Source organism: Streptomyces fagopyri, assembly GCF_009498275.1.
Classification (GTDB): domain Bacteria; phylum Actinomycetota; class Actinomycetes; order Streptomycetales; family Streptomycetaceae; genus Streptomyces; species Streptomyces fagopyri.
In genome coordinates this window covers 5,524,667-5,551,084 of record NZ_CP045643.1, presented here as the reverse complement: position 1 = coordinate 5,551,084, position 26,418 = coordinate 5,524,667, and the positions used below count along the sequence as shown (strand labels likewise).

At 71.8% G+C, this 26,418-nt stretch carries 25 protein-coding genes; 10 read left to right on the top strand and 15 right to left on the bottom strand.

Going from position 1 to position 26,418, the window contains the following annotated elements; all coding sequences use genetic code 11:
* Nucleotides 1-2: 2 nt before the first annotated feature.
* Nucleotides 3-1,307, bottom strand: coding sequence for an LCP family protein (locus GFH48_RS23970; protein WP_153290221.1), 1,305 nt, complete (start codon nt 1,305-1,307; stop codon nt 3-5).
* Between the two features lie 120 nt (nt 1,308-1,427).
* On the opposite strand from GFH48_RS23970, the gene GFH48_RS23965 reads away from it, so the two are divergent.
* Together GFH48_RS23965 and GFH48_RS23960 are read left to right on the top strand one after the other, a co-directional pair.
* Nucleotides 1,428-1,976, top strand: a complete 549-nt coding sequence (locus GFH48_RS23965; RefSeq protein WP_153290220.1) for an acyl-CoA thioesterase — start codon at nt 1,428-1,430, stop codon at nt 1,974-1,976.
* Nucleotides 1,977-2,473: 497 nt separating this feature from the next.
* Entirely contained in the window at nt 2,474-3,112 is a 639-nt protein-coding gene (locus GFH48_RS23960) for an HAD family hydrolase (protein ID WP_153290219.1), read from the top strand.
* 99 nt (nt 3,113-3,211) lie between these two features.
* Here the strand turns inward: GFH48_RS23960 and GFH48_RS23955 are convergent, their stop codons facing one another.
* On the bottom strand, nt 3,212-4,384 hold the full coding sequence (locus GFH48_RS23955; protein WP_153290218.1) for an acyl-CoA dehydrogenase family protein: 1,173 nt from the start codon (nt 4,382-4,384) through the stop codon (nt 3,212-3,214).
* A 176-nt stretch (nt 4,385-4,560) separates the two neighbouring features.
* Here GFH48_RS23955 and GFH48_RS23950 point away from each other — a divergent pair, with 176 nt between their 5' ends.
* The 4 genes from GFH48_RS23950 (at nt 4,561) to GFH48_RS23935 (ending at nt 8,809) form a co-directional block, all read left to right on the top strand.
* Nucleotides 4,561-5,904, top strand: coding sequence for a UDP-glucose dehydrogenase family protein (locus GFH48_RS23950; protein ID WP_153290217.1), 1,344 nt, complete (start codon nt 4,561-4,563; stop codon nt 5,902-5,904).
* A 356-nt stretch (nt 5,905-6,260) separates the two neighbouring features.
* The gene (locus tag GFH48_RS23945) at nt 6,261-7,424 is read left to right on the top strand and encodes an AI-2E family transporter (protein WP_322747000.1); all 1,164 of its coding nucleotides are present in this window, start codon (nt 6,261-6,263) and stop codon (nt 7,422-7,424) included.
* Nucleotides 7,425-7,572: 148 nt separating this feature from the next.
* Entirely contained in the window at nt 7,573-8,130 is a 558-nt protein-coding gene (locus tag GFH48_RS23940) for a hypothetical protein (protein ID WP_153290215.1), read from the top strand.
* Between the two features lie 55 nt (nt 8,131-8,185).
* Nucleotides 8,186-8,809, top strand: coding sequence for a hypothetical protein (locus GFH48_RS23935; RefSeq protein WP_153290214.1), 624 nt, complete (start codon nt 8,186-8,188; stop codon nt 8,807-8,809).
* A 129-nt stretch (nt 8,810-8,938) separates the two neighbouring features.
* On the opposite strand, the gene GFH48_RS23930 is transcribed toward GFH48_RS23935, so the two are convergent.
* Nucleotides 8,939-9,508 carry a CGNR zinc finger domain-containing protein gene (locus GFH48_RS23930; protein WP_153290213.1) on the bottom strand — a complete coding sequence of 190 codons (570 nt, stop codon included), beginning with the start codon at nt 9,506-9,508 and terminating at the stop codon, nt 8,939-8,941.
* Nucleotides 9,509-9,622: 114 nt separating this feature from the next.
* On the opposite strand from GFH48_RS23930, the gene GFH48_RS23925 reads away from it, so the two are divergent.
* Nucleotides 9,623-10,000, top strand: a complete 378-nt coding sequence (locus tag GFH48_RS23925) for a VOC family protein (protein ID WP_153290212.1) — start codon at nt 9,623-9,625, stop codon at nt 9,998-10,000.
* A gap of 93 nt (nt 10,001-10,093) precedes the next feature.
* Here the strand turns inward: GFH48_RS23925 and GFH48_RS23920 are convergent, their stop codons facing one another.
* The 4 genes from GFH48_RS23920 to GFH48_RS23905 form a co-directional block, all read right to left on the bottom strand.
* The gene (locus GFH48_RS23920; RefSeq protein ID WP_153290211.1) at nt 10,094-11,254 is read right to left on the bottom strand and encodes a dipeptidase; all 1,161 of its coding nucleotides are present in this window, start codon (nt 11,252-11,254) and stop codon (nt 10,094-10,096) included.
* A gap of 119 nt (nt 11,255-11,373) precedes the next feature.
* Nucleotides 11,374-12,552, bottom strand: coding sequence for a dipeptidase (locus tag GFH48_RS23915; protein ID WP_153290210.1), 1,179 nt, complete (start codon nt 12,550-12,552; stop codon nt 11,374-11,376).
* A 5-nt stretch (nt 12,553-12,557) separates the two neighbouring features.
* Nucleotides 12,558-13,082: a 5-(carboxyamino)imidazole ribonucleotide mutase gene (gene purE, locus GFH48_RS23910; RefSeq protein WP_153290209.1), complete on the bottom strand. Its 525-nt coding sequence runs from the start codon at nt 13,080-13,082 to the stop codon at nt 12,558-12,560.
* Nucleotides 13,079-14,251: a 5-(carboxyamino)imidazole ribonucleotide synthase gene (locus GFH48_RS23905; protein WP_194280655.1), complete on the bottom strand. Its 1,173-nt coding sequence runs from the start codon at nt 14,249-14,251 to the stop codon at nt 13,079-13,081. The genes purE and GFH48_RS23905 overlap by 4 nt, the downstream gene beginning before the upstream one ends.
* 267 nt (nt 14,252-14,518) lie before the next feature.
* On the opposite strand from GFH48_RS23905, the gene GFH48_RS23900 reads away from it, so the two are divergent.
* The gene (locus tag GFH48_RS23900; RefSeq protein WP_153290207.1) at nt 14,519-15,103 is read left to right on the top strand and encodes a GtrA family protein; all 585 of its coding nucleotides are present in this window, start codon (nt 14,519-14,521) and stop codon (nt 15,101-15,103) included.
* A 54-nt stretch (nt 15,104-15,157) separates the two neighbouring features.
* On the opposite strand, the gene GFH48_RS23895 is transcribed toward GFH48_RS23900, so the two are convergent.
* The gene (locus GFH48_RS23895; protein ID WP_153290206.1) at nt 15,158-16,435 is read right to left on the bottom strand and encodes an ATP-binding protein; all 1,278 of its coding nucleotides are present in this window, start codon (nt 16,433-16,435) and stop codon (nt 15,158-15,160) included.
* Between the two features lie 291 nt (nt 16,436-16,726).
* On the bottom strand, nt 16,727-17,404 hold the full coding sequence (locus GFH48_RS23890) for a response regulator transcription factor (RefSeq protein WP_064533465.1): 678 nt from the start codon (nt 17,402-17,404) through the stop codon (nt 16,727-16,729).
* A 494-nt stretch (nt 17,405-17,898) separates the two neighbouring features.
* Here GFH48_RS23890 and GFH48_RS23885 point away from each other — a divergent pair, with 494 nt between their 5' ends.
* A complete protein-coding gene (locus tag GFH48_RS23885; protein ID WP_153290205.1) occupies nt 17,899-19,395 on the top strand; it encodes an oligopeptide:H+ symporter in 1,497 nt (498 codons plus the stop codon).
* A 122-nt stretch (nt 19,396-19,517) separates the two neighbouring features.
* Here GFH48_RS23885 and GFH48_RS23880 read toward each other — a convergent pair whose 3' ends face one another.
* The 6 genes from GFH48_RS23880 to GFH48_RS23855 form a co-directional block, all read right to left on the bottom strand.
* Entirely contained in the window at nt 19,518-20,777 is a 1,260-nt protein-coding gene (locus GFH48_RS23880; protein ID WP_153293080.1) for a hypothetical protein, read from the bottom strand.
* 110 nt (nt 20,778-20,887) lie between these two features.
* A complete protein-coding gene (locus tag GFH48_RS23875; RefSeq protein ID WP_407698719.1) occupies nt 20,888-22,039 on the bottom strand; it encodes a hypothetical protein in 1,152 nt (383 codons plus the stop codon).
* Between the two features lie 65 nt (nt 22,040-22,104).
* Nucleotides 22,105-23,052 (bottom strand): COG1470 family protein, encoded by a 948-nt coding sequence (locus GFH48_RS23870; protein ID WP_153290204.1) that lies wholly within the window; start codon nt 23,050-23,052, stop codon nt 22,105-22,107.
* Between the two features lie 33 nt (nt 23,053-23,085).
* Nucleotides 23,086-23,853: an LPXTG cell wall anchor domain-containing protein gene (locus GFH48_RS23865; protein WP_153290203.1), complete on the bottom strand. Its 768-nt coding sequence runs from the start codon at nt 23,851-23,853 to the stop codon at nt 23,086-23,088.
* Nucleotides 23,854-23,985: 132 nt separating this feature from the next.
* Nucleotides 23,986-24,567 (bottom strand): ATP-binding protein, encoded by a 582-nt coding sequence (locus GFH48_RS23860; RefSeq protein ID WP_153290202.1) that lies wholly within the window; start codon nt 24,565-24,567, stop codon nt 23,986-23,988.
* A 306-nt stretch (nt 24,568-24,873) separates the two neighbouring features.
* Complete coding sequence (locus GFH48_RS23855; RefSeq protein WP_153290201.1) at nt 24,874-25,242, bottom strand: STAS domain-containing protein; 369 nt, start codon at nt 25,240-25,242, stop codon at nt 24,874-24,876.
* Nucleotides 25,243-25,491: 249 nt separating this feature from the next.
* Here GFH48_RS23855 and GFH48_RS23850 point away from each other — a divergent pair, with 249 nt between their 5' ends.
* Complete coding sequence (locus tag GFH48_RS23850) at nt 25,492-26,400, top strand: RNA polymerase sigma factor SigF (protein ID WP_153293078.1); 909 nt, start codon at nt 25,492-25,494, stop codon at nt 26,398-26,400.
* Nucleotides 26,401-26,418 lie beyond the last annotated feature (18 nt).

Genomic DNA, 26,418 nt, shown 5'->3' with positions numbered 1-26,418 from the left:
CCTCAGTTGCCCGAGACCGTCACCTTGTCGTCGTTCTTCAGCTCGTCGACCAGCGCCTTGACCTTGGTCTTGTCCCAGACGAGGTTGCCGCCCGTGGAGCCGGAGATCGGCATGTTCATGGACTTGCCGTCACCGCCGGTGACGCCCTTCATCGCCCAGAACATGTCCGCGAGGTCCCACAGGCTCATGTCCTTGTCGACGGTCAGCGAGTCCAGGCCCGCGCCCATCGTCGGGTAGAGCGCGAAGGGGTTCAGGACCGTGGAGGGGGTCGCGACCTGGTGGGCCAGGGCGGCCAGGAACTTCTGCTGGTTCTTGGTGCGCTCCAGGTCCGAGGCGGCGAAGGCGTGCCGGGTACGGACGAAGGCGAGGGCCTGCTCGCCGTTCAGCGTCTGCTTGCCCGCCTTGAAGTCGGCGCCGGAGTACTTGTCCTTGAAACCCTTGTCGAGGGTCATGTCGACGCCGCCGACCGCGTCCACGATCTTCGCGAAGCCGCCGAAGCCGATCTCCACGTAGTGGTCGATGCGCAGACCGGTGTTGAACTCGACGGTCCGCACGAGGAGTTCGGGGCCGTCCTCCGCGTACGCCGCGTTCAGCTTCACGTGCCGGCCCGTGCCCTGGTACGTCTTGCCGGAGTCGGAGCCCTTGTAGCTCGGTATCTCGACGTTCGAGTCACGGGGCAGCGAGACCAGCGTGGAGCCGTTGTCGCCGGTGTGCAGGATCATCATGGAGTCCGTGCGCTTGCCCTCGGCGGACCCGGTGTGCAGCTTCTTCTTGTCCTCGGCGGACATTCCGGCGCGGCTGTCGGAGCCGACGATCAGGTAGTTGGTGCCCTTGCCCGCGTCGGGACGGTCGATGACCTTCGACAGATCCACGTCACGGTGGAGCTTGGAGTCCGCCCAGAAGTACGTGCCGACGGAGACCACGACGAAGAGCGTGACCAGTGTGATCGCGGTCCACTTGATCCGGCGCCGCCAGTTCGGCGCGGGGCGCGGGTCCCGGGTGCCGGTGCCACCGGGCCCCTGCGGGCCTCCGGGGCCGTTCGGCGATCCGTAGACGTGGCCGGTGTTGTAGCCGGAGTCGTATCCGTTGTCGTAGCCGTCGCCGTACCCCTGGCCGTCCCCGTAGGACGGCTGCTGGGGCACTCCGCCGTAGGGCGGGGCGCCGGGGCCCGGACCGGGCGTCGCCGGACCACGCCGAACCTGCCGCATGACGCGGGCGCTCTCGGGCTGTGCGCCCGCGCTGCCGCGACCGTAACGGTTGCCGCCGTTGTTGCGGTTGTCGTCCCACCCGTCGGGCCAATCGTTCATGCGGACCAGTGTGCAGGGCCGCCCCATGTGCCTAACAAGAGAGGGGGGAGATCTGGGTCACGCCTGTTGCAGAGCTGATGCAAAGCGGACCGTGTCCTTACCCCGCATAGGGTGGAGGGCATGACAGACCAGGCGCCCACTCCGGAATCCGATATTCCGGGAAAGCCGACCTCAGCGTCCCGGACCACCCTCAGCCACATCATGACCCACAACGACACCAACCTTCTGGGCACGGTGCACGGTGGAGTGATCATGAAGCTCGTCGACGACGCGGCGGGCGCGGTGGCCGGACGGCACTCCGGCGGGCCCGCGGTCACCGCCTCCATGGACGAGATGGCCTTCCTGGAGCCCGTGCGCGTGGGCGACCTCGTCCATGTGAAGGCCCAGGTCAACTGGACGGGCCGGACGTCGATGGAGGTCGGCGTCCGGGTGCTCGCCGAGCGGTGGAACGAGTCCACACCACCCCAGCAGGTCGGCTCCGCCTATCTGGTCTTCGCCGCGGTCGACGCGGACGGCAAGCCGCGCCGCGTCCCGCCCGTCCTCCCGGAGACCGAGCGGGACGAGCGCCGCTGCCAGGAGGCCCAGATCCGCCGCACCCACCGTCTGGCCCGCCGCCGGGCGATCATGGAACTGCGGGAGAAGCGGGTGGCGGAGGGGTTGGACGCGTAGCGCCTCGGGCGCCGTGAGGAGGGTGGGTTCCGGGGTTCACGGGTCCCGAACACCCGCGGAACCCGGGGTGTTCGGGACACCCGAGCCCCGCGGCGTTCGGGACACCCGAGCCCCGGGTGTTCGGGACACCCGAGCCCGGGGTTACGGGGAGCACCGGATCCCGGGCCGCGAAGGACGCCCGAGTCCGAGGTCACGAAGAACCGGGGCGTCCGGGTTGTGGCGTACGAGATCGCTGGAGTTCCTGGAGTTCCCGGAGCGTACGGCCCGGGGCGTGGGTTCTTCGGGTGCGGGTGGGGTGTGGTTGCGCGCACGGTTCCCCGCGCCCCTGAAGGGGTGCCGCTGCGCCCGGTTCGGCGTGGCCCTGCGCGACCGGGAGGGCAGACGGGTCCGCGGAGCTGGAAGGCCGCCCGGTCTGGAGGGGGCCCGAGACCCGCCGGAGGGGCGTCGTCGGTGGCCCTGGTCGCGGGGTTCGCGGGGGCGGATGTCAGGGTGGCGGCATGACCCTCTCCCCCGCCTCACGCCCCACCTCGGGCGGTCGTCCCTTCGACGCGGTGCTGTGCGACGTCGACAACGTGATCCGCGTCTACGACCCGTCCCACCTGAACGCGCTGGAGCGCGCCGCCGGACTGGCCGAGGGCACCACCATGAAGCTGGCCTTCGCGCCGGACACGGTGCTGCCGCTGGTGGTGGGGCGGGTCACGCCGGACGAGTGGGCGCGGTCGGCTGTACAGGGGCTGGCCGGACTGGTGTCCGAGGCGACCGCCCGGGAGCTGGGCGAGGCACTCGTGCGGACGCCGTTCCGGGCGGACCCGGCGGTGGTGTCGCTGCTGCGCGGGGCCCGCGCCCACGTACCGCTGGTCCTCGTCACCAACACCTCGGTACAGCTGGAGGAGGACCTGGAGGTCCTGGGCCTGACGGACCTCGCCCACCACGTGGTCAGCAGCGCGCGGGTGGGCATCGCCAAGCCCGACCGGCGCATCTACGACATCGCCGTCGAGCGGGCCGGCGTCCCGGCCGGGCGCTGTCTGTTCGTGGACGACACCCAGGAGAACGTGGAGGCGGCCGCCGCGCTCGGAATGCGGGCCGTCCACTACCGCTCCCCCGAGGACCTGCGCCGCGCGCTGGGCACCCTGTGACCGCCGGCCGGCCGTGAACCGCGCCCCGGCCCCGACGACGACAGCCCCCGGCGGCGGGCCGGGGGCTGTGACGGACGTGACCGAGGTGACGTCGGGGGCTTACGGCAGGTTGCGCGCCATCACGATCCGCTGGACCTGGTTCGTGCCCTCGTAGATCTGGGTGATCTTCGCGTCGCGCATCATGCGCTCCACCGGGTAGTCGCGGGTGTAGCCGTAGCCGCCAAGCAGCTGGACGGCGTCCGTGGTGACCTCCATGGCGACGTCCGAGGCGAAGCACTTGGCCGCCGCGCCCTGGAAGGTGAGGCCGCCTTCTCCGCCTCCGGCGGAGACGCGCTCGGACTTGGCGGCGGCCGCGTACGTCAGCTGGCGGGCCGCCTCGATCTTCATGGCCATGTCGGCGAGCATGAACTGGATGCCCTGGAAGTCGGCGATCGGCTTGCCGAACTGCTTGCGCTCGCGGACATAGCCCTTGGCGTAGTCGAGAGCGCCCTGGGCGATGCCGAGGGCCTGGGCCGCGATCGTGATGCGGGTGTGGTCCAGGGTCTTCATCGCGGTGGCGAAGCCCGTGCCCTCCTCGCCGATCATGCGGTCCGCCGGGATGCGGACGTTGTCGAGGTAGACCTCGCGCGTCGGGCTGCCCTTGATGCCGAGCTTCTTCTCCGGCGCGCCGAAGGAGACGCCCTCGTCCGACTTCTCGACCACGAAGGCCGATATGCCCTTGGAGCGCTTCGTGGGGTCGGTGACGGCCATCACCGTGTAGTACTCGGACTCGCCCGCGTTGGTGATCCAGCGCTTCACGCCGTTGAGGACGTAGGAGTCGCCGTCGCGGACCGCCTTCGTCTTCATGCCCGCCGCGTCCGAGCCCGCGTCCGGCTCGGAGAGGGCGTAGGAGAACATGCCGTCGCCCGCCGCCAGGGGCGCCAGGTACTTCTGCTTCAGGGCCTCGGAACCGGAGAGGATCACCGGGAGCGAGCCGAGCTTGTTCACGGCCGGGATGAGGGACGAGCTGGCGCACACCCGCGCCACCTCCTCGATCACGATCACGGTCGCGAGCGCGTCGGCGCCCGCACCGCCGTACGTCTCCGGCACGTGCACGGCGTGCAGGTCGGACGAGACCAGGGCGTCCAGGGCCTCCTGCGGGAAACGGGCCTCCTCGTCCACCACGGCCGCGTACGGCGCGATCTTCGCCTCGGCCAGCGAACGGATCGCGTCCCGGAGCATGTCGTGCTCCTCGGAAGGGCGGTACAGGTCGAAATCAGCCGATCCGGCCAAGGTCTCTCACGCTCCAAAGACGCTAATTACCGTTAAGTAACCTAAATTTTAGGGGCCCGCCCACGGGAGGTATACGTGAGCTTGGCGACAGCGGGAAACCTGCCCGACGAGGGGCCCCGTCATGCCCCGACTATGCTCGGGCAGCGCACCCACGGCCGTATACCCCAGGAGCACGCATGGCCCTCAAGATCACCGTGATCGGCACCGGCTATCTCGGCGCCACCCACGCCGCGGCCATGGCCGAACTCGGTTTCGAGGTGCTGGGTCTCGACGTCGTCCCCGAGAAGATCGAGATGCTCCAGCGGGGCGAGGTCCCGATGTACGAGCCGGGCCTCGAGGAGTTGCTGCGCAAGCACGTGGCGGGCATCGAGGGGTCCACCGGACGCCTGCGCTTCACCATGGACTGGGCCGAGGTCGGGGAGTTCGGCGACGTCCACTTCGTCTGCGTGAACACCCCGCAGAAACACGGCGAGTACGCGTGCGACATGTCGTACGTCGACGCGGCCTTCGAGTCGCTCGCCCCGCACCTGAGGGGACCCGCCCTCGTCGTCGGCAAGTCCACCGTGCCCGTGGGCTCCGCGGAACGGCTGGCGCGGACGCTCGCCGAGCTGTCCCCCGCCGGCGAGGACGCCGAGCTCGCCTGGAACCCGGAGTTCCTGCGCGAGGGCTTCGCCGTGCAGGACACCCTGCACCCCGACCGGATCGTGGTGGGTGTGCGCGGCGAGCGGTCCGAGAAGCTGCTGCGCGAGGTGTACACGACGCCGGTCGCCGAGGGCTCGCCCTTCGTGGTGACCGACTTCCCGACCGCCGAGCTGGTGAAGACCTCCGCGAACTCCTTCCTCGCGACCAAGATCTCTTTCATCAACGCCATGGCCGAGGTCTGCGAGGCGGCCGGCGGCGACGTCGCCATGCTCGCCGAGGCCATCGGACACGACGAGCGGATCGGCAAGAAGTTCCTGCGGGCCGGGATCGGCTTCGGGGGCGGCTGTCTGCCCAAGGACATCCGCGCCTTCATGGCGCGCGCCGGGGAGCTGGGAGCCGACCAGGCGCTGACCTTCCTGCGCGAGATCGACTCCATCAACATGCGGCGGCGCGGCCAGATGGTCGAGATGGCCCGGGAGGCGCTCGGCGGCGGTTCGTTCCTCGGCAAGCGGGTCGCCGTGCTGGGCGCGACCTTCAAGCCCGACTCCGACGACGTACGGGACTCGCCGGCGCTGAACGTCGCCGGGCAGATACACCTCCAGGGCGGCCAGGTCACCGTCTACGACCCCAAGGGCATGGCGAACGCCCGGCGGCTCTTCCCGACGCTCGGGTACGCCGACTCGGCGGCCGGGGCCGTACGCGGCGCCGACGTCGTCCTGCACCTCACCGAGTGGCGCGAGTTCCGTGAGCTCGACCCCGCGGCCCTGGGTGAGGTGGCCACCGCCCGTGTGCTCCTCGACGGGCGCAACGCCCTCGACCCGGAGCTGTGGCGGCGGGCCGGCTGGACGTACCGGGCGATGGGGCGGCCCACCGCCTGACCCGCCCGCGCCGTCCGGCTTGCGGCCCTTCCCCGGAGGACCCCACGCTGTCCCTGACGCCCCTTCTGTTCGATCTGTCCCGTTGCGGCCCGGTCAGGTGATGCCACGGCGTCGACCGCAGGCGCCTCGTCGGCGACGCGCCTGCCGTCCCGACGACGGAGGGCGGTGACGCACGGGTGGCCGACGGGTCGCGTCGCGCGCACGGGCGGCCGGGTGCTCCCGGCACCGGGCCCGCGCCGCCGCCGGACGCGGGCCGCGGCTCCGGTCGCGGCGGGCGGCGGGCGCGGTACGTCGTACGGGGCAGCCGGCCCGCCGGTGGCGTGGGCGCGGCGATCCGGGCCCGTACGGCCGGGGCGGTGGCAGGGCGTGGCGGTGACCGCGACGGCGTGCCGGTGAACGTGAACGGCGGACTGCGGGTGGCCGCGGCGTACGCCTGGCGGCTGCTCGTGCTGGGCGCGGCCGCGTACGCGTGCTTCAAGATCCTGGGACGGCTGCAACTGGTCGCCGTCGCGCTGTTCCTGGCGCTGGTGGTGACCTCGGTCTTGCGTCCGGTGGCCAATCTGCTGGCCCGGTGGCTGCCCCGGGGTCCGGCGACCGCGGTGAGCCTGTTCGGGAGCCTGCTGCTGGCGCTGGGGCTGCTCTCCCTCGTCGGCGGTCTGGTCGCGGGGGAATCGGACCGGCTGGGCCAGGAGTTCGCCGGCGGCGCCGGACGGATCGAGCGGTGGCTGGAGGGATCTCCCTTCCATGTGGACCACGCGGCGCTGGCGAACCTTCAGGAGAAGGTGACGGCGTACCTCTCGGAACACCGCTCCGCACTGCTCAGCAGCGCGCTCAGTGGCGCCGGGCGGGTGCTGGAGGTGCTGACCGCCGCCGCGCTCGCGCTGTTCTGCTCCCTGTTCTTCATCCACTCCGGCGAGAGGTTCTGGCACTGGTTCCAGGCGCTGCTGCCCGAGAGCGCGCGGGACACGTGGGACCGCGCGGGGCGGGCGGCCTGGCGGACGTTCGCCGGGTACACCCGGGGCATCATCATCGTGGCCGCCACCAACGCGGTGCTGGTCGGCATCGCCCTGTTCCTGCTGGGTGTGCCGCTGGCCCTGCCGCTGACGCTGCTGGAGTTCTTCGCCGCGTTCATCCCGCTGGTGGGCTCGCCCGTCGCGCTGGCGGTGGCCACGGTCGTCGCGCTGGCCTCACGGGGTCCGGTCATCGCCCTCGTGGTGCTCTCCCTGATCGTGGTCGTCGGCCAGTTGGAGGGCCATGTGCTGCACCCGCTGGTGCTCAGCTGGGCGGTCCGGCTGCACCCCGTGGTGGTGGCCCTCTCCGTCATCGGCGGCGGTGTGCTGGCCGGGGTCATCGGCGCGGTCGTGGCCGTTCCGATGGTGTCGGTCGCCTGGTCCGTGTTCGGCGCGCTGCGCACCCCGCCGGTACCGGACCCGCGTCCCCCCGGCGAACCCGCCGGCAAGCTCTCCGGCGGACCCGCGGACGAACCCACCGTCCGGCCCTCCGGCGAGCCGCGCCGATAGCCGCGTACGGCGATGGCCGCGTGCGCCGGAGGCCGCGTACACCGAAAGCCTCATTCGGGGCATTCCGCGCATCTCGTTTCGATCCCCGGGCTGAGGGGACCCGACCTGTAGAGGCGCACACCGGGCGCCGGCGAGGAGGCTCTGCCCCATGTCAACAGGAACACTTCTGGCCATCATCATTCCTGTCGTGGTGGTGATCGCCCTGATCGCGGTGGTGGCTTCACAGCTCATGCGGCGCCGGAAGCTCCGTGAGCGCTTCGGTCCCGAGTACGAGCGGACGGTGGAGAGCGCCGACAACCGCTCGGCCGCGGAGCGTGACCTCAAGGCCCGGGAGAAGCGGCACGACTCCCTGGACATCAGGCCGTTGGACAGCGGCACCAAGGACCGGTACACCCGCGACTGGGCGGGCGTGCAGGAGGACTTCGTGGATCACCCGGAGGGCGCCGTGCACGACGCGGACCGTCTGGTGACCTCGCTGATGAACGACCGCGGCTATCCGACCCAGGACTTCGAGCAGCAGCTCAAGGACCTCTCGGTCGAGCACGGCCGCACCCTGGAGCACTACCGGGCCGCCCATGACGTGGACGCGCTCAGTGTGCGGCACCAGGCGACGACGGAGCAGCTGCGGGGGGCCATGGTGCACTACCGCGCCCTCTTCGACGAGCTGCTCTCCGACGGCGGCCGCCGCCGCCACGCGCGGGCCTGAGAGGCCCGGACGGAACGGAGAAGCGATGCACCGCCAGGACACACGAGGCCATGACATGCCGGACACCGCCACCGAGAGCGGCCTGACCACCGACGATCTCGCCCAGCCCCGCGACCGGGCCACCGAGGACACGCCGGGCCCGCCGCCCGGGGCGCCGGCGTTCCCGGGTGAGAGCACGGCCACACCGAGCGACGCGCCGGAGCGCGACGACGCCGCCGGACTCGACGACGCGGGACGCGAGGACACCCGATTCGACGACACCGGGCGCGACGGGGTCAGGGGCGAGGACGCCGGGCGCGACGCCGGAGGCCCGGACGACCGGGTCGCCGACACCGGCGCACAGGAGACGAGTTCGCGTGACCGGAGCACCGGTGGCGACACCCTGGGGACCCGGGACGCCCAGGACGACACTCCCCAACTCCTCAGCACGGAGGACGAGGACGCGTTCCGCGCACGCTGGCGGGAGGTGCAGAGCGAGTTCGTCGACGATCCGCGGGACGCCGTGCACACGGCCGACGCCCTCGTCGCGGACGTGATGCAGCGGCTCGCCGCCACCTTCGCCGAGCACAAGCAGGAACTGGAAGGGCAGTGGAACCGGGGCGAGCAGGCGGACACGGAGGATCTGCGCCTGGCGCTGCGGCACTACCGCTCGTTCTTCAACCGGCTGCTGGTCACCTGACCGGCGCGGCGCTACCCGGACGACGCCGGTCCGGCCGAGGCTCAGTCGGCCGGACCGGCGTCGCCCCACATTCTCCACCGTCGCGATGACCGGCGCGGCCGGTTGGGCCACTTCGTACGGCCGCGTCACCTACTTCGCGCGGTAGCGGCGCATCTTGGCGCGTGCCCCGCAGACCGCCATCGAGCACCACCGGCCGCGGCCGGCCGGGGAGCGGTCGTAGTACGCCCAGTGGCAGGTCGGTGCCTCGCAGGCCTTCAGCCGGGCCCAGGTGCCGTCGACGAGCGACTCGGCGATGGCCGCGGCGACGCGGGCGGCCAGGGGCGCGCCGGCGGCGGGCGACGGGGTGCCGGCGGGCGGGGCGGTGGCCGATGCCGAGGTGACGGCCGGTACCAGGGTGACGGCGGGGGTGAAGCCCGCGCCGCCGTCCCGGCCGTCGACCGTGAGGCGGAGGGGCGCCCCGGCCAGCAGCTCGCCGAGCGGGGTGACCGTCCGGTGCGGGGGATGGTCCGCGTGCGCGAGGCACACCGCGCGCAGCGACTCGCGCAGTTCGCGGGCCGCCTCCGTCCCGCCCTCCGGGAGGCCGAACGCCGCCCGGCCCTCGGCGGTGTCCAGCCGGTCCGCGCCGGATTCGAGGTCGAGGGTGTTCACCAGGGACTGGATCAGGGCCAGTCCCCCCGGCGCGGGTGCGCGGTCGTTCATGGTTGCGACGTTACCTCCTGTGCGGGAGTATGCGGTAACCGTTACCTGATGTGCGTGTCTATGGGTAACGGTTGCAGGCATCCGTGCAGTATCCGTTCCCCCGTTGGAGGAGTCATGGCTCTCGCCGAGCTCGGCGCCGTCGTCCTGGACTGTCCCGACCCGCGCGCGCTGGCCGGGTTCTACGCCGAGGTGCTGGGCGGCACCGTGGAATCCGGGGAGGGAGGCGGGCAGGACGCGGACTGGGTGGATCTGACGGTGCCCGGCGGACGGTCGCTGGCGTTCCAGGCCGCCCCCGGGCACGTACCGCCCCGGTGGCCGGCGCCCGAGGGCTCGCAGCAGTTCCACCTGGACCTGACCGTCGACGACCTGGACGCGGCGGAGAAGGGCGTGCTCGCGCTCGGCGCGCGGCCGTTGGACACCGAGGACCGCTCGCGGAGCTGGCGCGTCTACGCCGACCCCGCGGGACACCCCTTCTGCCTCTGCGCCTGCTGACCGGAGCGGCTCCGAGCCGGGTCCGGGCGGCCGCGTCCGTACGACCGAGTCCGTGTCCGCGCCGCGTCCGCGCCGCGTCCGCCACGGCCGGGATCAGCCGTCCAGTTCGGCGATCCTGGCCGTGGACGGCTCGCGGCGCTGCTGGGCCGCCCGTGCCGTGAAGTCCGCGGTGCGCACGACGCGTTGAACATTTTCCCAGGTCAGCAGGGCGAGGTCGGCCTCGGACCAGCCACGGGCGAAGAGTTCGGCGATCAGGTTCGGGTAGCACGACGCGTCGGCGAGGTCCTGCGGGTGCGCGGCCCCGGAGTCGTACGTCCCCGAGACGCCGACGCACTCCGGGCCCGCGACGGCCCTGACGTGGTCGAGGTGGTCGGCGACGTCCCGGACGGTCGGGCCCGCCTGCTCGGCGGTGAGCGGGACGAGACACACCCCCTTCGCCGCGCCCAGGCCGGCGAGCACGTCGTCGGAGAGGTTCGCCGGGTGGGGACGCAGCGCGCGGGCCGCGGAGCGGGTGAACAGGACCGGGGCCTTGGAGGCCGCCAGGGTACGGGCGATGGTGGCGTCCGAGGTCCCGGAGAGGTCGGCGATCACGCCCAGCCGGTTCATCTCGCGCAGCACCTCCTCGCCGAACCTGGTCAGACCCGCCTGGCTCGCCCAGGAGGCGCCCGCGAGGGTGAGGACCCGCAGGCCGAGCGAGCGCAGGGCCCGCAGGATGCCGAGCGAGTCGCCGAGCGCGGCGGCGCCGGCGGGACCCAGCAGGACGGCTACCCGGCCGCAGTGCCGGGCGTCGTTGACCTCGGAGGCGGTGTGCGCCATCCGCAGCCCCTCCGGGTGGGCCTGGACCACCGTGCGCACCAGGTCCAGCTGCTCCAGGGTGGCCCCGACGGCCCGGTCCCCGGCCAGCCCCTCGGGCAGGTGCAGCGACCAGAACAGAGCGCCGACACGCCCCTCCCGCAGCCGGGGGACGTCCGTGTCCACGGCGCTCTCGCCCACCTCCAGGTCGTACCAGGGCAGGTGTCGCAGCGCCCAGGGCAGACCGCTGTAGCCGTCGGCGACGGGATGACCGGCGAGGAAGCTGCGCGCCCGTTCCAGGGGATCGGCGTCCGGGACGCCCGTCCGCGCCGCCGCCGGCGCGGACTCCGGGACGTCCAGGTCCGCCGGCCCGGACTCCGGCCCGGCCCCCGCCCACACGGCGGGCCGGTCGAGCTCCGCCACCTCGGGGGTGGGGTGCAGTTCTTCCTGCAGGTCTGCCATGACGTGGCTCCGTTGGGTGGACGGTGATCGCAGTACCGTCACCGTCGCACGGGGCGCGGGGGAGCTTCCTGGTGGACGGAGCGTTCGGGGGTACGCCCGCCCACCGGGAAGCGGCCCGGTCAGCCGTCCAGCTGTCGCAGTGTCGCGTTCGACGGACCGCGCGTCGTCCGCAGGTCGCGGGCCACGTCCTCGGCCGCGCCCAGCACCCGTACCGCGTTCTGCCAGGTCAGCTTGGCGAGGTCGGCGCGGGACCAGCCGCGGGTGAGCAGCTCCGCGATCAGGTTCGGATAGCCGGAGACGTCGTCGAGGCCCTCGGGCGTGAACGCCGTGCCGTCGTAGTCGCCGCCGATGCCGAGGTGGTCGACGCCCGCGACCTCGCGCATGTGGTCGAGGTGGTCCGCCACCGTCGACACCGTGGCGACGGGCCGCGGGTGGGACTCCTCGAAGGCACGGTGGACCTTCATCCCCTCGGGGGTGGTGTCGAGGTGGTGGAGGCCGTGCGCGCGCATGTTCTCGTCGGCCGCGGCCGTCCAGTCGACCGCCGCCTGGAGCACGAACTTCGGTACGAAGGTCACCATCGCCACGCCCCCGTTGGCGGGCAGCCGCTCCAGGACGTCGTCCGGGATGTTGCGCGGGTGGTCGCAGACCGCGCGCGAGGAGGAGTGCGAGAAGATCACCGGGGCGGCCGAGGTGTCCAGCGCGTCCCGCATGGTCGTCACGGCGACGTGCGAGAGGTCGACCAGCATGCCCTCGAGGTTCATCTCCCGCACGACCTCACGGCCGAAGGCCGACAGGCCGCCGGCGGCGGGGACGTCCGTGGCCGAGTCCGCCCACGCGATGTTGTCGTTGTGGGTGAGCGTCATGTAGCGCACGCCCAGCGCGTACAACCCCCGCAGCGCGCCGAGGGAGTTGTCGATGGAGTGACCGCCCTCCGCGCCCATGAGGGAGGCGATACGGCCCTCGGCCCGCGCCGCCGTCATGTCCGCCGCCGTCAGCGCGGCGCGCAGGTCCGCCGGGTGACGGTCGATCAACTGCCGTACGCAGTCGATCTGTTCGAGCGTCATGGTGAGCGGGTCGGGCAGGTCCGAGCGGACGTACACCGACCAGTACTGCGCGCCGACGCCGCCCGCGCGCAGTCGCGCCAGGTCGGTGTGGAGATGGGCGCTCTGGTCGCCGGCGATGTCACGGGCGCCGAGGTCGTAGCGGACCTGCTCGCGCAGTGCCCACGGGAGGTCGTTGTGCCCGTCGACCACGGGGAACTCCCGCAGCAGGTCCCGGGCTTCGTCGAGGGAGGTCATCCGCGTCACTTCCCGAAGCCGAAGCCGCCGGCGGCGCCCTCGACCTTGGCCCGCAGCCGTTTGCCCTTCTCGGTGGCCTGGTCGTTCAGCTCCTGCTGGAAGTCCCGCATACGGGTGAGGAGTTCCTCGTCGTGCGCGGCGAGGATCCGGGCAGCCAGCAGACCCGCGTTGCGCGCGCCGCCGACGGAGACGGTCGCGACGGGGACGCCGGCCGGCATCTGCACGATCGACAGCAGCGAGTCCATGCCGTCGAGGTACTTCAGCGGGACCGGTACGCCGATGACGGGCAGCGGGGTGACCGAGGCGAGCATGCCGGGCAGGTGGGCGGCGCCGCCGGCACCCGCGATGATCGCCTTGAGCCCACGCCCCGCGGCCTGCTCGCCGTACGCGATCATCTCGTGCGGCATCCGGTGCGCGGAGACGACGTCGACCTCGTAGGGGATCTCGAACTCGTCGAGGGCCTGGGCGGCGGCCTCCATGACGGGCCAGTCGGAGTCCGACCCCATGACGATGCCTACAACTGGGCTCATTCGGTGATCGTGCCTCTCAGGTAACCGGCTGCGTGGCGGGCGCGATCGAGGACGTCGTCCAGGTCGTCGCCGTAGGTGTTGACGTGGCCGACCTTGCGGCCGGGCTTCACGTCCTTGCCGTACATGTGGATCTTCAGCTGGGGATCGCGGGCCATGCAGTGCAGGTACGCGGAGTACATGTCCGGGTAGTCGCCGCCGAGGACGTTGACCATGACCGTCCACCGGGCGCGCGGACGCGGGTCGCCGAGGGGCAGGTCGAGGACCGCGCGGACGTGGTTGGCGAACTGGGAGGTGATCGCGCCGTCCTGGCTCCAGTGGCCGGAGTTGTGCGGGCGCATGGCCAGTTCGTTGACGAGGATGCCGGGCGTCCCGTCGGGTTCGCGGATCTCGAACAGTTCGACGGCCAGGTGGCCCACGACGCCGAGTTCCTTCGCGATGCGCAGGGCGAGCTCCTCGGCCCTGAGGGCCAGCTCGTCCGAGATCCCGGGCGCGGGGGCGATCACCGTGTCGCAGACGCCGCCGACCTGCTGGGACTCGACGACCGGGTACGCGACCGCCTGACCGTGCGGTGAGCGGACGACGTTCGCCGCCAGTTCCCGTACGAAGTCGACCTTCTCCTCGGCCAGCACGGGGACGCCGGCGCGGAAGGGTTCGGCCGCCTCCTCCAGGGAGCGTACGAACCAGACGCCCTTGCCGTCGTAGCCGCCGCGGACGGTCTTCAGGATCACCGGGAAGCCGTCGCCCTCGGCGCCGGGCGCGAGGCCCTCGGCCGCGAACGCGGCGACGTCGTCGGCGTCGCTCACGATCCGGTGCCGCGGGCAGGGCACGCCGAGCGCGTCGAGCTTCGCGCGCATCACACCCTTGTCCTGGGCGTGCACGAGCGCGTCAGGTCCCGGGCGGACGGGAACGCCGTCCGCCTCCAGGGCGCGCAGATGCTCGCCGGGTACGTGTTCGTGATCGAAGGTGATCACGTCGCAGCCCCGCGCGAAGTCGCGCAGCGTGTCGAGGTCGCGATAGTCGCCGATGACGACATCGCCCACCACCTGCGCCGCGGACTCCTGGGGGGTGTCACTGAGGAGCTTGAACCTGATGCCGAGCGGGATGCCAGCCTCGTGCGTCATACGAGCGAGCTGACCCCCGCCGACCATGCCGACTACCGGGAATGTCACGCTCCAAGAGTATCGGCCGCGCCGGGGGACCGGATTCCGCTCTCCGCGACCCCGTCCCGGCCGCCGCGCGGCCCGCCCGCCCACCCTCCCACAGGCCCTCTCGTACGCCCTCCCTCACGCCCTGCGCCCGCCGCCGCCGGTGGCCCGCTTTTTCCACACCCGTGAGCCTGCCCACAGGCAGGACAGGGAGCCGCTGGTTAGCATGGCCGGGTTGAAATAACCGAACGACGACCGACCGATGACCGATCGACGGGGGCTGGCGACACCATGGGCAGTGCTTCTTCGGGGCTTCGCACGAGGCCTCGCGGCGCGGTTCGCCGCCGGTTCGACCAGCTCCTGCGTGAGGTCGCCAAGTTCGGCGCGGTCGGCGGAGCGGGCCTGCTCGTCAACCTGGTGACCTTCAACCTGGTCCGGCACGCGACCGGTCTGCAGGTCGTACGGGCCAGCGTCATCGCCACGATCGTCGCCATCGTCTTCAACTACGTCGGGTTCCGCTACTTCACCTACCGGGACCGCGACCGCGGCGGCCGTACCCGGGAGATGACCCTCTTCGTGCTGTTCAGCGCGGTGGGACTGGTCATCGAGAACGGCGTCCTGTACGTGGCGACGTACGGCTTCGGCTGGGACAGCCAGCTCCAGAGCAACGTCTTCAAGTTCGTCGGCATCGGCGTCGCGACCCTGTTCCGCTTCTGGTCGTACCGCACGTGGGTGTTCCGCACCCTGCCGGATGAGGAGCCCTCCGCCGAGGAGCCCGCGGCCGGGCAGCCCGAACCCGAGGCGGTGCTGCGGACCCGGGACGTCGTCGACGCCGCGAAGGCGCGGGCCCGCCACGAGCGGGCGCGGGCCAACTAGCCGACGCCTCTCCCGGCACGCCCGCGGGGCCTTCCGCCACGCCGGAGCCGCGCGCTACCGGACCGTGGGTTCCTCGTCGTCCACCAGTGGCGGCCGTTTCAGCGGCGTACGCGACAGGAACAGGCCGAAGACCGGCGGCTGCGCCTGGAGCATCTCCAGACGGCCCCCGTCGGCCTCCGCGAGGTCACGGGCGACCGCGAGACCGATACCGGTGGAGTTGCGGCCGCTGATCGTGCGCTCGAAGATGCGGGCGCCCAGGTCGGTGGGCACCCCGGGGCCCTCGTCCGTGACCTCGACGACGGCCTGGTTGCCGGTGACGCGGGTCCGCAGGGCGACGGTGCCGCCGCCGTGCATGAGCGAGTTCTCGATGAGCGCCGCCAGTACCTGGGCGACCGCGCCCGGGGTACCGACCGCCCGCAGGTGCCGCTTGCCCGAGCTGACGATGGCACGGCCCGCGCTGCGGTAGGCCGGCCGCCACTCCTCCAGCTGCTGCTTGATGACCTCGTCGAGGTCGAAGGAGACGGCGGAGCCCGTACGGGGGTCGCGGGCGTTGGTCAGCAGCCGCTCCACGACGTCCGTGAGCCGCTCGACCTGGGTGAGCGCGATCGTCGCCTCCTCCTTCACGATGTCCGGATCATCCGTGAGGGTGATTTCCTCCAGCCGCATCGACAGGGCGGTGAGGGGCGTACGGAGCTGGTGGGAGGCGTCGGCGGCCAGGCGGCGCTCGGCGGTCAGCATGCGCGCGATGCGCTCCGCGCTGCCGTCCAGGACGTCCGCGACACGGTCCAGCTCCGGGACGCCGTAGCGCTTGTGGCGGGGGCGTGGGTCGCCGGAGCCGAGCCGCTCGGCGGTCTCCGCGAGGTCGGTGAGCGGGGAGGCCAGGCGGTTGGCCTGGCGTACGGCGAGCAGGACGGCGGCGATGATCGCGAGCAGGGCGACCGCCGCGATGATCAGGAGCGTGCGGCCGACCTCGCGGGTCACGGCCGAGCGGGGCTCCTCGACGACGACCGTCTCGCCCTCCTCGCCCTTGGCCGTGGAGTGGATGACGTCGCCGGTGGGCTCGATCCCCAGCTCGACGGGGGCCTGGCCGGGGACGCGGATCACCGCGTAGCGGTTCTCCGCGACCTGGTTCTTGAGGATCTCGGCGTTGATGTGTTCCTCGCCGAGGATGCGGCTGTCCACGATGCTGGCGAGGCGCAGGGCCTCGGAGTCCACGCGTTCCTGGGCGCTGTTGCTGATGGTGCGGGTCTCGACGATCACGAGGGAGACGCCGAAGACGGCGATCACCACGAGGACTACGGCGAGGGTGGACTGGATGAGGCGGCGACGCACGGGGTCCTCCGGGCGGGTGGCTGAACGTGGACCAGTGTGCACTGTTGTGGTGGCGGGCGGGATTTCTCGCCCCCGCCGCCCCTACCCGGCCCGTCCCTGGGGGCTACGCCCCCGGACCCCCGCCAAGAAGCTGCCGCCCCCTGGACCCCGGCCATCGCCCGAAGGGCTCGTCCTCAAACGCCGGACGGGCTGAGGGTGCGGGTCCGCGTCAAAAGGCTGCCGACCGGCTGGAGGTGCGCGCCCGCGCCGAATGGGTCGGGCGCGGCCCGGGGGCGGCAGCCCCCGGCGGCGTCAGCTCTTCTCGAAGCGGAAACCGACACCCCGTACCGTCGCGATGTACCGAGGGTTCGCCGCGTCGTCACCGAGCTTCTTGCGCAGCCAGGAGATGTGCATGTCGAGGGTCTTGGTGGACGACCACCATGTGGTGTCCCAGACCTCGCGCATGAGCTGGTCCCGGGTGACGACCCGCCCCGCGTCCCGCACCAGCACCCTCAGCAGGTCGAACTCCTTGGCCGTGAGCTGGAGTTCCTCGTCACCCATCCACGCACGGTGCGACTCGACGTCGATCCGCACCCCGTGCGTGGCGGGCGGCTGCTGGGGCTCCGCGGCCCCGCGCCGCAGGAGCGCCCGGACGCGGGCGAGCAGTTCGGCGAGACGGAACGGCTTGGTCACGTAGTCGTCGGCGCCCGCGTCGAGACCGACGACGGTGTCCACCTCGTCGGCGCGCGCGGTCAGGATGAGGATGGGGACGGCGTGGCCTTCGGCACGGAGGCGGCGGGCCACTTCCAGGCCGTCCATTCCGGGCAGCCCCAGGTCCAGGACGACCAGATCGACGCCGCCCTGCATTCCTGCGTCGAGCGCGGTGGGTCCGTCCTCGCGCACTTCGACCTCGTAACCCTCCCGGCGCAGGGCACGGGCCAGCGGCTCCGAGATGGACGCGTCGTCCTCGGCGAGCAGTACACGGGTCATGGGGTGATGGTAGTCCGCCTCGGACAGCGCCTGTGGTGTGATCGGCGACCGGGATTCTTACCTATGACCGGGCGGAGGGCCGCCTTCGGCTGTGGGGCGAGATCTTGAACAGGACCTTCGAATGCGCGTCCGTGGTTCCATTATTACCTGTGATCCATCTCTCAAGTCCTTTCATATGCCGCATTGACATGTCGTATGGTGACCAGACGCCTGTAGCACCACACGGGGACCTTTGGCGCGTTACGTGACGCTGAGGGTCTCTTTTGTGTGCGGGCCGGCGCTCTCGCCGGCCTCGAAAGGAATGACCTGTGGCCGGGCCCGAGCGCATCGACGCGTGTCGGGCGTGGATCCCGGTGGTCGCCGTCCACCGCTTCGCAGCCCGGAGCGGACTCCCCGTGGGCGTGGGGTGGACGGGTCGGACCTCGCCGGTGCCGGCCGCCCCCCACCGGGCGCGCGACGCTCAAGCAGCGCGTCCCGACCAGCAAGGAACGACCATGGCGTCCAGCCTGACGAAGGACTCGGTCTCACCGGGCACCCCCGGTTCCGAGAAGACCTTCTTCGGCCACCCCCGCGGACTGGCCACCCTCTTCATGACCGAGATGTGGGAGCGTTTCTCCTACTACGGCATGAAGGCTCTGCTCCCGCTGTACCTGGTGGCACCGGGCGGCCTGCACATGAGCGCGGCCAGCGCGACCGCGATCTACTCCGTGTACCTGTCTCTGGTGTACCTGCTCGCCCTGCCGGGCGGCTGGTTCGCCGACCGTGTCCTCGGCCCCCGCAAGACGGTCGCCGTCGCGGGTCTGATCATCATGCTGGGCCACCTCACGCTGGCCCTGCCCACCTCCGGCACCTTCTTCGCGGGCCTCGGCCTCGTGGCCATAGGTTCCGGTCTGCTCAAGGCCAACATCTCCACGATGGTCGGCCACCTCTACGACGGCCCGGACGACCCGCGCCGTGACGGTGGCTTCACGCTCTTCTACATCGGCATCAACCTGGGCGCCTTCATCGCGCCGCTGGTGATCGGCACCGTCGGTGAGAACGTGAACTGGCACCTGGGCTTCGCGCTCGCCGCGCTCGGCATGGCCCTGGGTCTGGCCCAGTACCTGCTCGGCGGCCGGCACCTGAGCCCCCGCTCGCAGGAGGTCCCCACACCCCTGTCGGCCGAGGAGAAGTCCGCGACGCTGCGCAAGTCGGCGTTCTGGGCGGCCGTCGCCGTCGTCTTCTACGCGATCGTCGGCTTCTCGGGCCACTACACGCTGAACTGGCTGCTGGTCCCGATCACGGTCGCCGGTCTGGTCATCCCGGTCCTGGTCATCGGCCGCATCAAGCGGGACAAGAGCCTGAACCGCGCCGAGCAGTCGAAGATGTCCGCGTACATCTGGTTCTTCGTCGCCGCGGCCGTCTTCTGGATGATCTACGACCAGGGCGGCTCGACCATGTCGATCTTCGCCGACTCGTCCGCCAAGAACACCATCTTCGGGTGGGACTTCCCGGTCTCCTGGTACCAGTCGGTCAACCCGGTCATGATCATGGCGCTGGCCCCGGTCTTCGCCTGGGCGTGGCTGGCGCTGAACAAGCGCGGCAAGGAGCCGAGCACGGCCACGAAGTTCGCCTCGGGTCTGATCCTGGTCGGCGCGTCGTTCTTCCTCTTCCTGGCCCCGCTGACGATCGCCGAGGGCGGTCACAAGGCGGCGGCGATGTGGCTGGTGGCGATCTACTTCGTACAGACCGTCGGCGAGCTGACGCTCTCTCCGGTGGGTCTGTCGGTCACGACGAAGATGGCTCCCGCGAAGTACGCCTCCCAGATGATGGGTGTCTGGTTCCTGGCGGTCACCGCCGGTGACGCCACGACCGGCATCCTCTCCATCGCCGAGGTCGACCTCAACAAGACCGGCATCGTCGCCCTGGAGGCCACGCTCGCCGTGGTCGCCGGTATCGCGGTCTGGATGTACCGCAAGCGGGTCAAGGAACTGATGGGCGACGTCAACTGACGTAACCCCGCAGGGACTTCCCCGAGTCGACACCTTGCGCCCGGAGGGCCACCGCACCACATCGGCGCGGTGGCCCTCCGGCGTTCGCGCGCACCGCGCGGGGACGCTCGGTGCGGGGACGCTCAGTGCGGGTGGCGGCGGGGCAGGAACGTGAAGACCGCTCCGCCGAGCAGGATCACCGTTCCCGCGACCAGTCCCAGCGCCCTGAGCGAGCCGTGGGTGTCGGAGCCCGTCTCCGCGAGGCCGCCGGACGTCGACGTGGACCCGGACGAGGTGCCACCGGACGTGGAGGAGGACCCTCCGCCGCCCGACGCCCCGCCCTCCTGCCGCGTGGTGTCCAGGGTCAGCGAGACCTCCGACGTCGCCGGGGTGCAGGTCGTCGTGGTGCCGAGGGCCTTCACCGTCAGCACACCGGGCGCCAGGGTGGACTCCCCGCTCGCGCCGGGCTTGTACGTGCCCGTGAGATCGGGAACCTCGATCGGGTCGCCGGACTTGATCGGCTGGGCGTTGGCCGGCCCCTCGACATGGACCGTGCCCTTGTCCGCACCGCCCAGGACCACCTCCATCGACGGCTTGACCGAGTCCGCGGGGATGTCGGCCGGGCTGTCCATCACGGACTTCTCGAACCGGACCGTGAGATCGAAGCTCCCGCCGTTCTTCTTCGCGTCGATCTGCACGGGAGAGGTGGCGTTCTTGTCCCCGATCGGCGTCTTGCACGCGTAGGCGACCGAGACCTCCTTGCCGGTGAAGTCGGTCTGTCCCCCGCTGTCGCTCGGGCTCGCCGACGCCGATCCGGTGGGCCCTGTCGACGCCGTGCCGGAGGGAGTGGCCGAGGGCGTCGTCGTCGGTGTCACCGAGGGTGTCGTCGTCGGCGTCGCCGAGGACCCCGTCACCTCGATCGTCGCCGCCTGTCCGACCGTCTCGGTCGGTGCGCACTTCGTGTCCGTCGAGAAGGCGTTGATGCTGTAGGCGTCCGGTGTCAGTGTGACCGTGCCGGGCGCCGTCAGCTTCAGGGTCCCCTTCATGTCGGAGAGCACCATGGCCCCGCCCTTGGGTATGGCCGGGTTCTCACGGGGTCCCCGCATCGCCAGGTCCGCGGTCTGCGCGCCGGCCGCCTTGAGGGTGCCGCTCGGCTGGACCGAGTCGGCCGGGAGGTCGATGAGGTCGGGGTTCTTCGACGCGGCCTGCGTGAACTTCCAGACCACCTCGACCTCGTCGCCCACGCTCGCCGTCGCGGGCGCGGTGATCCGCACCTCGGTGGTGCCCTCGACGGGGTCGAGGCCGGAGGCCGCGGGCGGAACGCATCGGGTCGCGTAGGACACCGCGGCGGCCTGTGCGGGGCCCGCCGTCACTCCCACCAGAAGGCCCGCGCCGGCCAGCATCAGCGCGAAACCGGCCGCGCTCGCCCGCCGGTCGTTCCGGGACACCGTGCTCCGACCGGCCGGGGGGGCGCCTCCGCGCCTTCCCGCGGGCCCAACTCTCCATCGCGTACTCACGTGTTCCCCTTCGTCGTCGGACTGTTCCCTTGCGGTGCGGAGAGCTGACCGTCCGCCGCGCCACCCGGATCGCTGTCCGGCGTGAACCACGGCAGGGTCGGGGTCGTGGAGGTCTTCGGCGCGCGGTTCCCGGCCGCAGCGGCCTTCGCCGCCCGCGGCACGGATCCCGGCGCGGGTACGGACGGCGGGGCGGGGGTACCGCCCCGCCGTCGCAGCCGGAGGATGACGCCGGCCGGCCGCAGGCCCCGGTGACGGCGGGTGCGGCGCGCCGACCCTCGTGGCCGCACCCGGTCCACCACGGCCATCCCGATCCGGAACACCGCGGCCGGGACGACCACGGCCAGCAGGATCCAGAACAGCGTCACCCCCCAGGGGCGGCCCACGCCCCACGGCTGTTCGGCGAGCACCTTCCCGTCGTACCTCAACGAGACCGTGTAGTCGCCGTGCGCCCCGGCCGCGAGCTCGACCGGAAGGCTGATCAGCGCCTTCCTGCCGGGCGCGACCGTGCCGCGCCACTGCTGTTCCTCCCACTGCGGCGCGAACACCCCGTGCGAGGTGCCGACCTGGAAGACGGGGTCCTTGACGGGGGCGGTGCCGACGTTGCCGACGGTGAGGACGAGTTTCCGGGCGGGTGGCGCGCCGAACCAGGTGAGCAGTCCGCCGGAGCCGTCCAGCCGGGTGTCGGTGAGCACCGAGAGCCGTCCGCCGCCCGACTCCTTCGGCAGCGGTTCGACCGGGTGGCCCGCGACCATGAAAACGGTGTCGACCGCCGCCTGTTCACCGGTGACCGTGGCGACGTGGACGACGCACGGACACGGCTTGGGCGGCTCGGTGACCGGCAGTTTCCTCTCGAAGTTCCCCTGCGCGTCGGTCGTGACGGCCCGGCCCTCCGCGTTGGCGCAGGAGTTGGTGCCGCCGATCACCCCGCGGGACGGCACGGACTGCCCGCAGACCAGCATCATCAGCAGCGTCCTCGGCCGCCATCCGCTGCCGGTCACGGTGACCGAACCACCCGTCCCCGCCTCGGAGGTGGACAGTTCCACCCCCGGTTTCCCGGCCGCGGACACGACGGACACCGCCGACACGACCGATCCGGCCGGCACGGGGGGCGCGGCGGCCGCGACGGACACGGCGGCCGTCCCTGTCAGGGGGACCAGGAGCAGCGCGACCGCCGCCGCCCGCACCGCCGCGCATGCCCTGTCACCGACGAAGCTCACGACACCGCTCCCGTCCACTCCGCTTCCGTACGCGCCGAGGCGCACGCCCTGTCGTCCCTCGTACCGCGCCCGCGCCGCCGTAGGACGAGGAGCGCGGCGACCGCCACGAGACCGCACCCGGCGCCCGCCACCGCGCCCCAGGGCACGAACCGCACCGGCGTGGAGGCGGTGGCGCGCGCCCCGCCCGCCGCCGTCACCGTGAGCCGTACGTCGACCGCGTCCAGTGCCGGCGGGTCGCGCCACGGTTCGGTGAGCGTCACGCGGCGGCCCGGCGGGAGCTCGACGGGCAGGGCTCTCGGGGGACGGTCGAGGACCCTGCCGAGGACACCGTCCGCGCGTACCGCGAGCCTCGGGCCGAGCACGGTGTTGCCGCGGTTGACCAGCTCGTAGGAGACGCGTCCGCCGTGGTAGGTGACGTGCTCGACCGTGAGCGCCGGCAGTGCCGGTCCGCCGACCCGGAGCCGTACCCGCACCGCCGCGGAGCGGCCGCCGGCGCTCGCGACGATCGCTCCCGGATGGTCGCCGGGCGTCGCGCCCGGCGGAACGCTCACGCTGAACGGCACGTCGGCGCGGGTGCGGGCGGGTATCCGCACGGACACCGCGCCGGCCGGCTCCCGGTGTCCCCCGCGTTCCTCGGCGAAGGCGATCCAGGCGCCCGTGTCCGTGGCCCTGCCGGTGGTACGGACGGTGAAGCCGCCGCGCGCGGTGCTGTCGGCGTCCGCGCCGCGCAGCCGGACCGTCAGCGGCCTCGCCGCCGGGTTGAGCACGGACACGGTGTCCTGGAGGACCGTGCCGGGCGTTCCCTCCGCGTAGACGTACGGCCGTGCGGTGCCCGTGCCCGCGGACGGCACGACGGACCAGTCGTCCTCCGCCGCGGCGGCCGGAGGTGCGGTCAGCGACAGCAGCGCGCCGACGGCACAGCACAGAACACGGGCGTACGGCATCGGCGGCTCCTGGTCGTCGTACGGGTCAACGCGTCAGCGGCGTGCCGCCTGGTGCCGGCGCGTCAGCCACAGCGCGCCCGCGGCGCCCGCGAGGAGCACGGTGCCGCCGAGCGTGCCGAGGGCGAGCGCCGAGTCGGCCGGGCCGGTCTGCGGGAGCTGCCCGCCGGAGTCGGAGCCGGTCTGCGAACCCGACCCGCCGGACCCGCCGGACCCGCCGGACCCGCCCGATCCGGACCCGCCGCCCGCGGCCGTGACGTCGAGGGTCAGCGAGGGCCCCGGATTGTCGGTGGGCGTGCAGGTGGTCGTCGTACCGAGCGCCTTGATGGTCAGCACGCCCGCCGTGAAGGTGACCTTGCCGCTCTTGGACGGGGTGTACGTCCCGCTCAGGTCACTGATCTTGATGGGGGTGTTGGCGGGGATCGCGGCCGCGTTGGCCGGGCCGCTCACCGCGACCGTGCCGCTGTCGGCGCCGCCCACCCTGATGACCGCGCTCGGGCTCATCGCGCCCTTGCCCAGCTCGACCGGGCTGGACGAGACGCCCTTCTGCCAGGACATGGTGAGCTTGTAGGCGCTGCCGCTCCTGACGCCCTTGATGTCGATGGGCGACACGGCGCTCTTGTCGCCGATCGGTGTCTTGCACTGGTAGTTGACGTTCACCACGGCGGCCTCGGCGGCGGGGGCGGCCGTCAGCACCGCCGAGCCGGCCAGGGCCGCGGCGAGCGCGAACGCGGCGGTTCGTTTCTGGTACGTCCGGTTCGGCACGGCCTGCCCCTCACTCCCGACAGATTTCTGACGGAACATCAGATCGGCCGTCAAGGTACGCCCGGGGCCTTGTGGAGGGAAGACAAAGCGCGCGCCGGATCTGTGCAGATCCGACGCGCGTGCGGCAGCGTGCGGTGAAGCGTGATGACCGCGGGTAACTCCAGGTGGGCGTCAGGCAGGTGCGCCGAGTTCCGCCCATACGGTCTTGCCGGCGACGCCGGGAGCACGGACGACTCCCCAGTCCAGGCACAGTCGCTGCACGATGAACATGCCGTGACCGCCGGGCCGTCCGGCGCGGTGCGGGGTGCGCGGGGCGGGCTGCCCGGCGCCCCGGTCGGAGACCTCGACGCGCAGCACCTTGTTGTCGCAGCTGATCCGGAGTTCCTCCGGACCTTCCGCGTGCAGGCAGGCGTTGGTGACCAGCTCGGAGACGACCAGCAGGACGTCCTCGGCGGCGGCTCGCCGGTCGGCTCCCGCGGCGGGCAGCCAGCCCCACGCGTGCAGCGCCTGACGGGCGAAGTCGCGGGCGAGCGGCACGACGCCGCTCTCGCCCGCGAAACTCAGCCTGCGGGCGGACCGGCCGGCGGACAGGACGCCCGCGTCGCCGGCGGACACCGTCACGGACACGCCGTCGGCGGTCGGGGCCACCGGGCGCCCGGACACGCTCACGCCGTCTCCCGACACCCCGGAAGCGCCGCCGTCGCCCGACTCGGGGCCGCGGTCGCCCGGCGAGTAGGGCCGGGTGGTGCTCATCAGCGCTTCACCTCACCGATTCACCAGTATCACGATTCAAGACTCACTACTCAGCATGTAGTACGCACACCAGGGGTTTCCGCACTCAGGACATCCGGACACTTCCGCGTCCAGGATCCCCGGGACGAATATCTGCAGCGCTTCTCTCCGACGTTCCCACCGATTGTCGCCGACACGGTCAGAATGTCTCCTGCCCGACTGTCGCGCCGGAACACCCCTCCGCCCGGCCGGGAATGTGTGACGGCCGTGACGCGGCGGCCGTCCGAGGGGGCCGGGGCGCCGTGGAGCGGCGCCCGAACGCCCCGCCTAGTCGGCCAGCGCCGCATCGAGCGTCTCGTGAACGGTGAAGACGGCCTCCGCCCCGGTGATCTCGAAGACCCGCGCCACCACCGGCAGCATCCCCGCCAGATGGACCCCGCCGCCCGCGGCCTCGGCCTTGAGCCGGGCGCCGAGCAGTACGTTGAGTCCGGTGGAGTCGCAGAACTCGAGCCGTGAACAGTCGACGACGAGCCGGGAGTATCCCTTTTCGAGACAGGCTTCGAGTGGCTCACGCAACAATTCGGCCGTGTGGTGATCCAACTCACCCGCGGGGGTCACGACGGCACTGGAGCCCTCTTCCCGCACCTCGACAAGAAGCCGGCCAGACTGTGCGCTGCCGACTGTCCCGCGGTCCATGCCGTCTCTCTCCCGAGTGTCGTGAGTCCTGGTTACACACTCGAACACTACGCCTTCCCCACGATCTCCGACACCCGAACAACCCCCCGAAAACGGACATTTAGCAAGGAAAGGCACTTGCGACGGATACGCGAAAGCGGGTAGGGCTAGTAGGGACAGCTATTCGCCACGGCCGGCCACGGAGGCGCCGCACACCGCAGTGCACGTATTGGCATCGGCGGCCATATGCCGAGAACGATGGAGGACACCATGTCACCCCGGCTCGACGCATCGCAGACCCAGAGGGCGACGTCGGCACCCTCTACGGAACACCCGGACCACGATCCCGCCGGCCACGGCGCGGACCTCGCGGGTCTGGAAGGGCTTCCGGAGATCCCCCCGTACGACGAGGTGGGGCCGGTGGACGCACGAGCCCTGTCCAAGACGCTCTTCGAGCGCCTGGAGTCCCTCGAAGAGGGCACCCACGACTACTCGTACGTCCGCAACACGCTCGTCGAACTCAACCTCGCGCTGGTGAAGTTCGCCGCCTCCCGCTTCCGCTCCCGCAGCGAGCCGATGGAGGACATCATCCAGGTCGGCACGATCGGCCTGATCAAGGCGATCGACCGCTTCGAGCTGAGCCGCGGCGTCGAATTCCCCACCTTCGCCATGCCGACCATCATCGGCGAGATCAAGCGCTTCTTCCGCGACACCTCCTGGTCCGTGCGCGTGCCGCGCAGGCTGCAGGAACTCCGGCTCGACCTGGCCAAGGCGGGCGACGAACTCGCCCAGCGGCTCGACCGGTCACCCACCGTGGGCGAGTTGGCGGAGCGCCTGGGCATCACCGACGACGAGGTCGTCGAGGGCATGGCCGCCTCGAACGCCTACACGGCGAGCTCGCTGGACGCCCAGCCCGAGGAGGACGACTCCGAGGGCGCGCTCGCGGACCGCATCGGCTACGAGGACCACGGGCTCGAGGGCATCGAGTACGTGGAGTCCCTCAAGCCCCTGATCGCCGGCCTGCCGCCGCGCGACCGGCAGATCCTGTCGCTGCGCTTCGTCGCCAACATGACCCAGTCCGAGATCGGCGACGAACTCGGCATCTCGCAGATGCACGTGTCACGGCTGCTGTCGCGGACGCTGGTGCGGCTGCGCAAGGGCCTGACGGTCGAGGAGTGACGGGGACCCTCCCCCCAC